The sequence below is a fragment of the Halotalea alkalilenta genome (assembly GCF_001648175.1).
Classification (GTDB): domain Bacteria; phylum Pseudomonadota; class Gammaproteobacteria; order Pseudomonadales; family Halomonadaceae; genus Halotalea; species Halotalea alkalilenta_A.
In genome coordinates, this window is sequence record NZ_CP015243.1 from 2,419,731 (window position 1) to 2,432,632 (window position 12,902).

The 12,902-nt window shown below is 65.9% G+C and carries 13 protein-coding genes; 4 read left to right on the forward strand and 9 right to left on the reverse strand.

Going from position 1 to position 12,902, the window contains the following annotated elements; genetic code table 11:
- Window positions 1-134: 134 nt before the first annotated feature.
- The 3 genes from A5892_RS10790 to pyk form a co-directional block, all read right to left on the reverse strand.
- Window positions 135-602: a GNAT family N-acetyltransferase gene (locus tag A5892_RS10790; protein WP_223302630.1), complete on the reverse strand. Its 468-nt coding sequence runs from the start codon at window positions 600-602 to the stop codon at window positions 135-137.
- Between the two features lie 68 nt (window positions 603-670).
- A complete protein-coding gene (locus A5892_RS10795; RefSeq protein ID WP_064122807.1) occupies window positions 671-1,144 on the reverse strand; it encodes a methylglyoxal synthase in 474 nt (157 codons plus the stop codon).
- The gene (pyk, locus tag A5892_RS10800) at window positions 1,137-2,606 is read right to left on the reverse strand and encodes a pyruvate kinase (RefSeq protein WP_064122808.1); all 1,470 of its coding nucleotides are present in this window, start codon (window positions 2,604-2,606) and stop codon (window positions 1,137-1,139) included. Before pyk ends, A5892_RS10795 begins: the two co-directional genes overlap by 8 nt.
- A gap of 377 nt (window positions 2,607-2,983) precedes the next feature.
- On the opposite strand from pyk, the gene topA reads away from it, so the two are divergent.
- From topA to A5892_RS10820, 4 genes are all read left to right on the forward strand, one after another.
- On the forward strand, window positions 2,984-5,605 hold the full coding sequence (topA, locus tag A5892_RS10805; RefSeq protein ID WP_064122809.1) for a type I DNA topoisomerase: 2,622 nt from the start codon (window positions 2,984-2,986) through the stop codon (window positions 5,603-5,605).
- A 13-nt stretch (window positions 5,606-5,618) separates the two neighbouring features.
- Window positions 5,619-6,074 carry a DUF6586 family protein gene (locus A5892_RS10810; RefSeq protein ID WP_064122810.1) on the forward strand — a complete coding sequence of 152 codons (456 nt, stop codon included), beginning with the start codon at window positions 5,619-5,621 and terminating at the stop codon, window positions 6,072-6,074.
- A 102-nt stretch (window positions 6,075-6,176) separates the two neighbouring features.
- Window positions 6,177-6,419, forward strand: a complete 243-nt coding sequence (locus A5892_RS10815; protein WP_027349140.1) for a hypothetical protein — start codon at window positions 6,177-6,179, stop codon at window positions 6,417-6,419.
- Between the two features lie 747 nt (window positions 6,420-7,166).
- On the forward strand, window positions 7,167-7,958 hold the full coding sequence (locus A5892_RS10820; protein WP_064122811.1) for a hypothetical protein: 792 nt from the start codon (window positions 7,167-7,169) through the stop codon (window positions 7,956-7,958).
- On the opposite strand, the gene A5892_RS10825 is transcribed toward A5892_RS10820, so the two are convergent.
- From A5892_RS10825 to A5892_RS10850, 6 genes are read right to left on the reverse strand one after another with little or no spacing between them, the layout of a single operon-like run.
- A complete protein-coding gene (locus tag A5892_RS10825; RefSeq protein WP_064122812.1) occupies window positions 7,923-8,204 on the reverse strand; it encodes a DUF2274 domain-containing protein in 282 nt (93 codons plus the stop codon). The two genes, A5892_RS10820 and A5892_RS10825, sit on opposite strands and share 36 nt — an antisense overlap.
- Window positions 8,201-9,493: a TrbI/VirB10 family protein gene (locus tag A5892_RS10830; RefSeq protein WP_064122813.1), complete on the reverse strand. Its 1,293-nt coding sequence runs from the start codon at window positions 9,491-9,493 to the stop codon at window positions 8,201-8,203. The genes A5892_RS10825 and A5892_RS10830 overlap by 4 nt, the downstream gene beginning before the upstream one ends.
- A gap of 2 nt (window positions 9,494-9,495) precedes the next feature.
- A complete protein-coding gene (gene trbG, locus A5892_RS10835; protein WP_064122814.1) occupies window positions 9,496-10,488 on the reverse strand; it encodes a P-type conjugative transfer protein TrbG in 993 nt (330 codons plus the stop codon).
- Window positions 10,485-11,189 (reverse strand): conjugal transfer protein TrbF, encoded by a 705-nt coding sequence (gene trbF / locus A5892_RS10840; RefSeq protein ID WP_064122815.1) that lies wholly within the window; start codon window positions 11,187-11,189, stop codon window positions 10,485-10,487. Before trbF ends, trbG begins: the two co-directional genes overlap by 4 nt.
- Window positions 11,190-11,207: 18 nt before the next feature.
- On the reverse strand, window positions 11,208-12,605 hold the full coding sequence (gene trbL / locus A5892_RS10845) for a P-type conjugative transfer protein TrbL (RefSeq protein WP_064122816.1): 1,398 nt from the start codon (window positions 12,603-12,605) through the stop codon (window positions 11,208-11,210).
- Window positions 12,602-12,892 carry a hypothetical protein gene (locus tag A5892_RS10850; RefSeq protein WP_064122817.1) on the reverse strand — a complete coding sequence of 97 codons (291 nt, stop codon included), beginning with the start codon at window positions 12,890-12,892 and terminating at the stop codon, window positions 12,602-12,604. Before A5892_RS10850 ends, trbL begins: the two co-directional genes overlap by 4 nt.
- Window positions 12,893-12,902 lie beyond the last annotated feature (10 nt).

Sequence of the window (12,902 nt, forward strand, 5' to 3'; positions counted from 1 at the left end):
AGGCCTACCGAGGGATCGTTGCTGAGCGCACTTTGGCGCGGCTTTCGGTAGCGCAGCGTATCGCCCAGTGGCGTTCGAGCTAGAGGGCCAGAAGCTTTACGAGCCAGGATGTCGCGGTCGCTTGACCCGTGAGATCAGGCCTTAACGCCGAGCAGCCGGCGCCACGGCTGCATCGCCGAGGCGTTGAAGCCATGGCGGGCGTAGAAGCGCTGTGCGGTGAGGTTGTCGCCGTCGGTCAAAAGCGTCACCCGGCGGCAGCCCTCCCGCTCGGCCAGCGCAACGGCTGCCTCGAGCAGCCGGCCGCCGATGCCCTCGCCGCGGGCGGCGGGGGTGACCACCATGTCTTCGAGCATCGCCACTTTCGCGCCCAGCGCGGTGGAGAGGGTGAACAGCAGCCCGACCATGCCGAGCACCTCGTCACCTTGCCTTGCCACCAGGATCCGGCCGAGGGCCGGCGCATCGATGATCATTTCCAGGCCGCGGAGCTGGGCGTCGGGGTCCGGCGCGAAGTCGCTCTCCTGGGCGAACAACAGCCCGAGCAGGGCGCTGAGCTCGGGCAGCATCCCGGGCGTGGCGGGAACGATCTCGATCGGTCGCGGCATCGCGAGACCTCGTGCGAACAGGCGATGAGAGGATGAGAAATAGCGCGCTGCATATTGCTACGCGAGTTTCAGATACGGCTGGCGACCCACTCGGCTGCGTCGGGAATCGCGATCGGATAGTCCTTGGACATCGACGGGGCCTCGAACATGAAGTCGGCAGTGGCGACGTTGGTCGCCACCGGCACGTTCCACAGCGCGGCCAGGCGCAGCAGCGCCTTGACGTCGGGATCGTGCGGCTGGGGTGAGAACGGATCCCAGAAGAACACCAGCACGTCGAGGCGCTGCTCGCTGATTCGCGCGCCGATCTGCTGGTCTCCTCCGAGCGGTCCGCTCATCACCCCTTCGACTTCGAGTCCCAGTGCATCCGCGAGCCGCTTGGCGGTGGTGCCGGTGCCGAGCAGCGAGTGGCGCGAGAGCGTCTCGCGCCATTTGCCCGCCCAGCCGATCAGTTCGTCCTTCTTCGCATCGTGGGCGACCAGCGCAATGCGCTTGCGTGCCGGCAGCACTCTCGATGCGTGGCGGGTCGGGCGCTGGTCAGCCAATTTTCTCACCGACCTGGACGATCTTCATCACGTTGGTTCCGCCCTGAGCGGAGTGATGATCGCCGCGGGTGAGGATTACGAAGTCGCCCTTGTCGGCGAGCCCGCGCTTGCCGAGTTCATCGATCACGCGGCTGTTGACCTCGGCGGAGGGCATGCTGTCGGCGTCGAACAGCACCGGCAGTACGCCGCGGAACAGCGCCATGCGACGCAGCGTGCTCGGGTTGCTCGAGAGTGCGACGATCGGCAGGCCCGAGCGGATCCGGGAGGCGATCAGCGGGGTGTGGCCGGTCTCGGTGAGACAGGCGATCACCGCGACCCCCTGCAGGTGGTTGGCGGCGTACATCGCCGACAGCGCCACGGTTTCGTCGATGCGATGGAAAGTGTCCTTGATCCGGTGCTTGGACTCCTGCGCGGCGCGCTCGCGCTCGGCGCCGAGGCAGCAGCGGTCCATCGCCTTGATCGTCTCGACCGGGAACTTGCCGGCCGCGGTCTCGGCCGAACACATCACCGCGTCGGTGCCGTCGAGTACCGCGTTGGCGACATCGAACACTTCGGCGCGGGTCGGCAGGGGCGACTCGATCATCGACTCCATCATCTGGGTGGCGGTGATCACCAGCCGATCGAGCGTGCGGGCGCGGGCGATCATCCGCTTCTGTACCCCGATCAGCTGGGCGTCGCCGATCTCGACGCCGAGATCGCCGCGAGCGACCATCACCGCGTCGGAGGCGAGGATGATGCCATCGAGGGTCTCGTCGTCGGCGACCGCCTCGGCGCGCTCGACCTTGGCCACCAGGCCGATGTTGCGTCCGGCGTCGCCGAGCAGGTCGCGGGCGAGACGCATGTCATCGCCCGAGCGTGGGAACGAGACCGCGAGGTAGTCGACCTCGAGGGCCACTGCGGTCAGCATGTCCTCCTTGTCCTTCTCGGTCAGCGCCGAGGCGGAGAGGCCGCCGCCCTGCTTGTTGATTCCCTTGTTGTTGGAAAGCTTGCCGCCGACCTGGACCTTGCATTCGATCCGCGGCGGCGCCACCTTGATCACCTCGAACACCACCCGACCGTCATCGAGCAGCAGCACGTCTCCAGGGACGACGTCGTCGGCGAGCGCTTTGTAGTCGCAGCCGACCTGGTACTGGTCGCCCTCGTCACGACCGAGGGAGACGTCGATCACGAAGTTGGCGCCGTCTTCCAGCTCCACCGGGCCGTCTTTGAAGCGGGCGATGCGGATCTTCGGGCCCTGCAGGTCGCCGAGGATGGCGACGTTGCGGGCGTAGCGCTCCGCAGCGGCGCGTACCGCGTCGACCCGCTTGCGATGATCGTCCGCGCTGCCATGGGAGAAGTTGAGCCGGACCACGTCGACCCCCGCCTTGATCATCGCATCGAGCACGCCGGGTCGATCGCTGGCCGGACCGAGGGTGGCGACGATTTTCGTGCGGCGAATCGGTACATGTTGGGATTGCGACATCAAGTGGTCTCCTTGCGCATCTATGCGTCAGTCATGCGTCAGTGTAATTGTCCGTAATTTAACGGATTTGTGCGTGCCGGGCGACTCGACCAAAAGGGTGTGGCGGCGAATATGGTAGTTGGAATCCGTTCATTCTCTACTTTCGGCGCTGGGGCGTCACTGGTTTTCCGCGCTGCTTCGCGTGCGCAAAAGAGCAACTCGTGCTTCCTTTATTCAGCCGCACCGATCGAGCCGCAATGATCCTGCATACGGGTTCGCTCGAAGGGCGGCAGTTGGCGAAGCGTCCCAGGCTAGGTTAGGGTAGGCGCATTTTTCCCGGGCTGGTCGCGAACGACTTGAGCCCCGCCGCTGAACGCGGCGCAACGAGATGGAGCGCTATGGGTAAGTCACTGGTGATCGTCGAGTCGCCGGCCAAGGCCAAGACCATCAATAAATACCTCGGTAACGACTTCGTCGTGAAGTCGAGCGTCGGCCACATCCGCGACCTGCCCAGCGGTGGCAAGGGTGCGAGCGATCCGGCCGAGCGTGCGCGTCAGGCGGCCACCACCCGCAAGATGAGCGCGGAGGAGAAAGTCGAGTACCGGCGGCAGAAGTCGCGCGAGCAGCTGGTGCGGCGGATGGGGGTCGATCCCGAGCATGACTGGCGGGCGCATTACGAAGTGCTGCCGGGTAAGGAGAAAGTCGTCGAGGAGCTCAAGCGCCTGGCGGAGAAGGCCGACACCGTCTATCTCGCGACCGACTTGGACCGCGAAGGTGAGGCGATCGCCTGGCACCTGCGCGAGACCATCGGCGGCGATGAAACCCGCTACAAGCGGGTGGTGTTCAACGAGATCACCAAGAATGCGATTCGCCAGGCCTTCGAGGCGCCGGGCACGCTGCAGATGGACCGTGTCCAGGCGCAGCAGGCCCGGCGTTTCCTCGACCGGGTGGTCGGGTTCATGGTCTCGCCACTGCTGTGGGCGAAGGTCGCGCGCGGGCTCTCCGCGGGGCGAGTGCAGTCGGTGGCGGTACGGCTGATCGTCGATCGCGAGCGCGAGATTCGTGCCTTCGTCCCCGAAGAATACTGGGACGTGCACGCCGATCTGGCCGCGCCGACCGGTGAGGCCATCCGCTTCGAGCTGGCACGCAAGGACGGCGAGGCGTTTCGCCCGACCAGCGAAGCCGAGACGCTCGCCGCGATCGAAGGGCTGCGCAAGGCACGGCTTGCGATCACCAATCGCGAAGACAAACCGACTTCCAGCAAGCCGGGCGCGCCCTACATCACCTCGACGCTGCAGCAGGCGGCCAGCGGCCGGCTCGGCTTCTCGGTGAAAAAGACCATGACGCTGGCCCAGCGGCTTTATGAAGCGGGCTACATCACCTACATGCGTACCGATTCGACCAACCTGTCGAACGATGCGATCGAGATGGCGCGCGCCCACATCGAGGCGCAGTTCGGCGAGCGCTACCTGCCGGCGCAGCCCAACCGCTACGCCAGCAAGGACGGCGCCCAGGAGGCGCACGAAGCGATTCGCCCCACCGAGGTCAAGCGTTCGGCGGGGGCGCTCGAAGGCATGGAGCGTGACGCCGAGCGGCTCTACGAGCTGATCTGGCGCCAGTTCGTCGCTTGCCAGATGACCCCGGCGCAGTATCTCTCCAGCACCCTGAGCGTCGAGGTCGATGGTTTCGAGCTGCGCGCCAAGGGGCGGGTGCTCAAGTTCGACGGCTATACCCGGGTCTCGGTCCCGGCCGGACGCCAGGCCGAGGACCAGGCGCTGCCCGATCTCGATCCCGGCACGCCGCTGGAGCTGGTCCAGCTCGATCCCCAGCAGCACTTCACCAAGCCGAGCCCGCGCTACACTGAAGCGAGCCTGGTCAAGGAGCTCGAGAAGCGCGGCATCGGCCGGCCCTCGACCTATGCCTCGATCATTTCGACGATTCAGGAGCGCGGCTACGTGGTGCTCGAGAATCGGCGCTTCTATGCCGAGACCCTCGGTGAGATCGTCACCGACCGGCTGGTCGAGTCGTTCAACGACCTGCTCGACTACAGTTTCACCGCGCGGATGGAGGACGAACTCGATCGGGTGGCCGGCGGCGAGCGCCGTTGGATCGACCTGCTCGATAGTTTCTACGCCGACTTCAAAGGCCAGCTCGACCACGCCGAGGGCGAGGATGGGATGCGGCCCAACCTGCCGATTCCCACCGACATCGATTGCCCCACCTGCGGGCGCAAGATGCAGATTCGCATTGCCTCCACCGGTGTGTTCCTCGGCTGCTCGGGCTACAACCTGCCGCCGAAGGAGCGCTGCAAGACCACCATCGACCTGATTCCAGGCGACGAGGTGGTGCCCGCCGACGCAGGCGATGAGGCCGAGACCGATGCGCTGCGGGCACGCCGGCGTAATCCCCGCACCGGCAACGCGATGGACAGCTATCTGATCGATGAGCATCGCAAGCTGCACCTGAGCAACGACGACGACGGCTACTACGAGATCGAGGAAGGGCGATTCAAGCTCAAGGGCTATGAAGGGCCGACGCTCGAATGCGACAAGTGCGGCGCCGAGATGCAGCTGCGCTCGGGGCGTTTCGGCAAGTACTTCGCCTGCACCAACACGGCCTGTGGCAATACCCGCAAACTGCTCAAGAGCGGCGAGCCGGCACCGCCCAAGATGGAGCCGGTGCCGATGCCCGAGCTGCGCTGCCAGAAGGTCGATGACCACTACGTGCTGCGCGACGGTGCCAGCGGCCTGTTCCTGGCCGCGAGCGGTTTTCCCAAGAACCGCGAGACACGTGCGCCGCTGGTCGCCGAGCTGGTGGCGCATCGCGACGAGCTGCCGGAGAAGTATCTTTTCCTGCTCGACGCCCCCAAGGCCGACCCCGATGGCCAGCCGGCGCAGATCCGCTTCTCGCGCAAGACCAAGAGCCAGTACGTGATGAGCGAGGTCGACGGCAAGCCGACCGGCTGGCGCGCGATGTACGAGGACGGGCGCTGGCGGGTAGAGGACAAGCGCAAGGGCTGACGAGGAGGCCGGTGTGGAAGCACGTCGTCGTACCAACCAATTGCTGTATCGCGCCGATTTGCTGTTGGGGCAGCCAGCGGTGGGCGATGTCGAGCAGCAGCTCGTCGATGCCCGCCGGGCGGCGCTGGAGGAGGGGGCGCTGGCGCTGATCGACCTGGCACTCGATGCCTTGGTGGCCGAGCTGCTCCGTCTTCCCACTTGGCCGCAAGGCGGGTGGCGCAGTGGACTGATCCAAGGCGCGGATGACAATGCCGAGCTCTCGCGGCTTTCGGCGGCGCTGCTGTCGCCTGAGGGTGAGCTGAGAGCGCTGGGAGAAAGCCTCGAGGCTTTGCGTGGTTTCGAGGTCAAGGCGCCGGTACGCCCGGGAATGATCGCGGTGGGCAACGCCCAGCGCCCGTCCGTCGAGATGAGCCTCGTACGACTCAAGGCGTTGACCAACGAGCTGCGCGAGAGCGCGCTGGAGTGGTGAGTCTGTCACCCGGTTGACAGCGATGTTAGACTGGTCATAAGCAACGGCCACTGATCGTTTATCCAGTCGGTGGTCGTTTCACGTTTAGACCGAGGTGACTCAATGTCCGATACCGCGATACTGGAAATCGTCGAGCTACCCGATGGAGAAGTCGTACTACGGCCCTCGGAGGGAGACGGCGAGGCGCTGGTCAGCGTGCGCTTTTCCGAGCAGGCCCTCGAACTGCTGCGCGACACCCGCTTCGAAGTGGCGCGTGAGATGATCGATCACGCCATCACCCGCACCAAGCTGTGGGAAGAGGGCGAGGTGATCGAGGAGCAGGGCGATCGGGTGACCATGCACTGACTGTGCGCTGAAAGGCGCTGGGCCGGCGGCCTGGCGGCGACGACCGTTGGAGTGGATGGCGCTCGAATCCTGAACGAACTACGAATCTTGAACGAACTAAAAGGGACGCCTCGGCGTCCCTTTAGACTGCTGACAAAGTATTTGAAGACGCCACGATGGTTTCTAGCCGCCTCTGAGAGCGCGCTGGACGGCAATCGTTTGCACCGGGGTTTGCGACATGGATGTCGCAAAAGGCGCGCCCGGACAGGGACGTCCATGCGCGCCGACCCGAGGGCAAACGATTGATCGGCCAGGGTTTCGCGATCTCGTGGCGGCGCGTCCCCTTTCGGGGGGAGCGCGAGGGGACCGCCCCTCGCATCTAAGCGAGCAAAAGGTGCGTCAGGCCCCAAACGGTTCTCGACTCGCCAGGATCGAGAGCGTCGCTGGGTCAAAAAATGGCCAGTGTCAAGCCCCTTGCATGCCAGTCACAAGGGGCAAAACCACAATTGAGACAGCAGGTTAGCGCTCCATCCGGGTGACTTTGGGACGAGCACCGGCATTCGCTGGGGGCCACATAGGAGCTTCAGGAAAACCAGCTGGATCGTGCTGCATCGTCGAGAATGACGGTTGCACGAGTGGCCTAGCGTTCAATGATAGTGCAAAGCTTCGACACGATCGATAGTGGCTCACGCCAAAGCCCCGAGCATTTGCAGAGGTCGCCGGCATCGCCATGATGATGAAAAAATCTAGCTGGGGACAGAGGACGAGATGGCTACAGCAAGCAATGCGATTCCATGGGGGCCGGTCCGATCTACGCTGACCGAGAAGTTCAGTTTTGGCGACATCAAACAGATCGTCGGATACGGCGATCTGGACATGTCCCGTATCGCGCACCTCGAACAAAAGCCACAGAATGGCGCATCGAAGTCCCAGCTCCTGAGCGAGATCGACAAACAGGTCGGTGCGATGGATGACAAGTGTCGTAACGCTTTTGTCTCCATCTGTTGCGAAGAAATGATGCGCCGCAAGTCCGATGTCATAGAGGAGCTGGATCGGGTCCTTTCGCGCGTGGGCTGGAAGTTCTCCGGTACGTCCCTGGTCCCTGTTGATATTTTCGATATCGCAGAACTGGCCGACATCCCCGAAGCGGCACATGCGGATATCCAGAAAGCGGCGAGCAGGCTGCGCGATGGCGACTTGAGTGGCGCTCTCTCGGCCGCCTGCGGAGCCCTGGATGCCGTTACCAGCGACATTTATGGTCGGTATCGCCTAGGCGATCCCGGAAAGGCATCGTTCCAGGAGCGTATCAAGAAGTCCATCGACGCCTTGGAGGTGAAAGACAGCTTGATGCGGGAACTGGCCGAGATCGGATGGTCTGAATCTGACTACAAACCACTGTCCGCGAACATCGAAGGCTCATTGAATCAAGCAGCGTTCGTGATGCAGAAGCTGCGTTCCGATATGGGCGATGTCCACGGGACGAAGCCCGTCATCACAGCACTGGTGTATGACTCCATCAAATGGTCATCCCTGCTGCTGAGAGTCTTGGCGATCCGTTAGAGGGTGCCCGGGCGCTACACCCTTCCGCGCCACCGTGCCACGGCGAAACCCCCGATCCCCCGCCATGAAGGCTTCCAGCATGTGCGGGATCAGCGTCGCTGCATCGACAGCTTCGCCATAGGTTTGCGCATGGAGCTGTGCATAGCGGTCGAGGTCGGCTTTCAGGCTGGCAGGGCAGGCAAAGGTCAGCTTGACGCTGCTGCTGGACGGCAGCGGCCCCAAGCGCAACTTCTTGGTCGTGCTCATCGTGATGTTCCTCGGTTGAACATGAGCGGCTGGTAGGGGCGAAGCGTCAAATCGCGCGCGACGATGATCCGCACCGGCAGGCCCGGCCGACTGGTCAAGGTCGGCTGGATGTTCATGTTGCGCCGGGTCATCTCCTGGCCGACCTGATTGATACTGTCCTGCGCGCTGTCACGCCCGGCGATGATGATGCGATCGCCGTCCTGCCGGTTCTCCGGCGCGGCCAGTTCGGCACCGACGCCCAATAGCGTCGTCAGCGCCGCCCCGGCGAAGATGCGGCCCCAGTGGTAGTCCACGCCGTCTTCCAGGCCGGCATAGCCAGCCGGGTCGGTGCCGACCAGGTTGTCCAGTGTCAGCGAAGACGTGTCCGGCAGGATGATCCGGTTCCAGACGACTTGAACCCGGCTCTGGCCGTAGCTCACCTGGCTGTTGTAGCGGCCCAGGATGCGCGAACCCTGCGGGATCAGCAGGAAACGCCCAGTGGCCGTGTCATAGACCGGCTCCGTGACCGTGGCGATCACGTCGCCCGGCAAGTCCGACTTGATGCCCGTCACCAGCGCAGCGGCGACCACCGTTCCGGCCATGACCTGATACGGCGAAGCCGGCAGGGTCAGGTTGCCGGAGTTACGGGTTTCCGTAGATGCGCCTTGCAGGAATGCCTCTTTCTGCTCCTGCCGGTTCTGTACGGCGGTCTGATCGGCGGGCTGGGCCGCCGTCGAGGCCGGCCCGGCCGCCATCGGATCGAAGGCCGCATTGGCAGAGAAGCCCGGCGCAGCGGCAACCTGCGACTGTGCCACCGGCGCGGCGCCTTGTGTGCCCGAGCGGAAGAACACGGACGAGGCGGCCGCTTCCTCGGCCTCCTTCAAGCGGGCCAGGCGCTCGGCCTCGGCCGGGTCGTGGCCGGGTGGCGCGTAGCCGACTGCCGGTTGCTGCTGCGCATTGACGATGGCCGGCCCAAGGTCGCCCGGCAGCGGCGGCCCCAGCTCGGGCACGTCGGGGGGCAAGGCGGGCGGCAGTTGGGAATAGTCGGTCGGCAGCCGCTCCAGCCCTTCGGAGCGCGACACGCGATCGACGTTGTACAGCTCGGTGGATTCGCCAGCGCCGCGCCGCTGTGGTTGCAGCGACCACATCAGCGCGCCCAGCACGGCGACCGACAGGCTGCCGGCGAGGATCGCCAGCACGCGCCGGTTCAACCGTGTGACCGGGCGCGGCTGGGCGCGTAGCGTCACCGTTTCCGGGGCCACCTTGTCCGCCTGCGGGATGGCAAGGTCGGGAGTGTCGTCCTGGCTCATGCTCAATTCCTCCGCGCCACGCCGTCGGTGCGCTCGATCCGCACCACGTCGCCCCTGTCCCCGCCCAGGCGCAGCTCGGCCGCGCCGAACAGCCGATCCACGATGTAATACGGCGAACGGAAACGGTAGTTCACCAGTTGTCCGTCACCTTGCGCGCCGATGACGAACAAGGGCGGCAGTTCGCCCTGGGCGATGCCGGCCGGGAACTGGATATAGACCTTCTCGCCGTCATCGAAGGCGCGCAGCGGTTTCCACGACGGATGGCTGCCGCTGATCGCGTAGCGGAAGCGGATGCGCTCCAGCGAAAGCCCGGTATCGACCGGCGCGGCCGTCTGTGCGGCCTGCACCTGGCGCTGCAAGGCCAGCATCCGGTCGCGCGGGTAGTCCCAGGAGACGGATGCCATCCATGCCCGCTCGGTCGAGGTCAGCTCCAGCAGATAGGTGCGGCGATTGGTGGTGATGACCAGATTCGTCTTGAGGCCCGAACGCACGGGCTTGACCAGCACATTGACGCGCAGCTCGCCGCCGCCGCCGCTGGACGTGTCGCCGACGATCCAGCGCACGGTATCGCCGGCGGCCACCGTCACCAGTTCCTCGCCGGGCTGGAGCGAAACCACGGTCACGCGCCCCGGCGCGGCATAGACTTGGTACAGCGCGCCGTCCGTGAACGGCCAGACCTGGATCGCATTGACATAGCCCTCGCGTGTGGGCGCCACCCGCGCCTCCGTGTTGGCCTTGGACACGCGCACGGTTTCGTCGGCCGGTTCCGGTGCAGGCTCGGCGTCCTCGCCATCCGGCAGCGGTTTCAACTGCGCCGGCAGCGCCAACGGCTCGGGCAAGGCGACGACTTCCACCGGCGCCGGCGGCTCGGGGATGAACTGCGCCTCCACCGGCTCGTCAAGGGGGATGACGGGCGGCGGCTTGCCCTGCGTGGCGCAGCCCGCCAGGGCCAGCAGCATCAAAGGGAAAGCGTAAAAACGGACAAGCGATTTCATGGTTTGGCTCCATCGGAAGAATCCAGCTCGCGGCTCCACGACAGACCATTGACGTAGATGCCCAGGGGATTGCGGCGCAGGCGTTCTTCGGTGCGCGGGGTTTGCAGCACGATGGACACCACGGCCGTCCACCGCTCCAGCCCGGCGGCCGCTCCGTTGACGTAGCGGCGTTCCGTCCAGCGCACGTTGAACGACGTGTCGCTGGCGCGCACGACGCTGGTGATCTGCACCGTCACCGTTTCCTTGCCGACGCGGGTGAAGGGGTCGTTGGTGCGGGCGTAGTCGTTGAGCACCGCCGCGCCCTTGTCGGTGCTGTAGTCGTAGGCATCGAGCCAGTTCTGCCGCACCACGATGGGGTCGATGGACAGCGAACGCACCAGCGTCACGAAGCGCGCCAGGTGGTGCGCGATCTGCGCGTCGGCGGGCCGGTACGGCGTGGCGGCCTCGCCCACGGCGCGCACCTGCCCGGCCTGATCGACCTCGATGACATAGGGGGTGACGATGGACTGCGCCGAGCGCCACACCAGGCCGGCGGCCATCAGCAGCGCGAGCACCAGGCAGCCGAAGGCCATCAGTCGCCAGTTCTTCGCCTGCACGCGCGCCGAGCCGATACGGTCGTCCCACACCTGCGCGGCGGCTTGATAGGGAGTGGCAGGCTGCGGCGTGTCGGCGTAGCGCACCTGCGGTCGTTTGAATCGCATGGGTGTTCTCCTTGAAGGTCAGGTGTCGGAATCACGCAGGCTCGGGCCTTGCCCGGAGCCGCCGCCGTTGCCACCGCGCAGCGTGTGGGCGGCGGTGGTGGCGGCATGGGTGATCTGCTGGCGGCGGTGCATCCGCTTGGCCCAGGCGGGTTGCTCCTGCTTCTGCGAGCTGGCGGCACCGTCGGCGGCCTGGCCGGGGCCATCAGTGCCACCAGATGTGGCCCCTGCGCCGCCGTCGGCCTCCGCGCCGTTCCATCCGGCGCGGAAAGGGCCGGCCATCTTCTGCCCAGCAGCGGAAGCGCCGGACGCGGCGCGGCGGCCCGCCGCCTGCGCGCCGGTCTTGGCGACGTTGCCCATACCAGCCATCGCCCCTTTGGCCCCGCCGCCCGCAGCGGCGGAACCGGCCCGGAATGCCGCACCGGCGCTGCCGGCAGCAGAAGTCGCGGCACGCGCGCCGCTGCCTGCGAGCTTGGCGGCGGCCGGCGCCATGCGTGCCCCGGCGGCTACGGCACCGCCTACGCCGGTCGCGGCGGCGCCGATGGCGACGGCCGTGCCGGCAGCGCCGACAGCGCCGACAGCGGCACCGGCCATCGCGCCCGCGCCGAGCTGCGGCGCACCGGACACCAGCCCCGTGGCGATGCCCGGCCCGAAGATCCCCAGCGCCAGCAGCGCGAGCGACGCCAGCATGATGACCAGCGCATGGTCGATGGATGGTTCGTCGGGATGCACCTGGAACTCGGCGAACAGTCCCGAACCGATGCCGACGATGACGGCGAGCACCAGCACCTTGATGCCCGACGACACCACGTTGCCGAGCACTTTTTCCGCCAGGAAGCTCGTCTTGTTCCAGAGCGCGAACGGCACCAGCACGAAGCCGGCCAGCGTTGTCAGCTTGAACTCGATCAGCGTGATGAAAAGCTGGATCGCCAGCACGAAGAAGCATAGGACGACCACCAGCCACGCCAGGAACATCACCGCGATGGCATCAAGGTTCACGAACACTTCGGGAAAGCCCGCCATGTCGCCGACTTGCTCCAGGATCGGCGCGGCGGCGTCGATGCCGGTCTTGGCCAGCCGCCCAGGCTGAAGAAAGTTCTCCATCGTGATGGCCGAGCCGGTGGCCGTAATCCCCAGGCCGGCGAACGAGCGGAACACGATGCCCGCCAGCCAGTTGAAGTTGCCGATGATGTAGGCAAAGGCGCCGACGTAGAGCACCTTGCGCAGCAGCTTGGCGATCACGTCCTCGCCCTGGCCGGTGGCGTGGCTCATCGCCCAGTACAAACCGGCGATGGTCATGTCGATGACGATCAGCGTGGCGGTCAGGAACGCCACTTCGCCTTGCAGCAGCCCGAACCCCGAGTCGATGTAGCGTGAGAACGTATCGAGGAAGCGGTCGATGATGGTCACGTCGTTCATGGCGTCTCCCCTCCGATGGGTTCATCGAAGGTGGGCGGAATGGGCGGCAGCTCGGCCAGCGTCCGGTACTCGTCAGGCCCGGTCTGGCCGGCGAAGAAGCGCCGGCGGAAGGCTTCGGCGGCCGCCTGGCAAGCGTCCTCGCCCACGGCTTGCCGGTCGGCCGCGCATTGCGCACGCAATGCCTTGAGCCGCACGGGATCGGCGGCCAAGGCGTCGGCCAGGCTCTCGGTGGGCCGCTGGCCGCAGGCAGCCAGCAGCACGGTCAGCAGGACGGAAGCGCATCGCATGGCCGCCTCC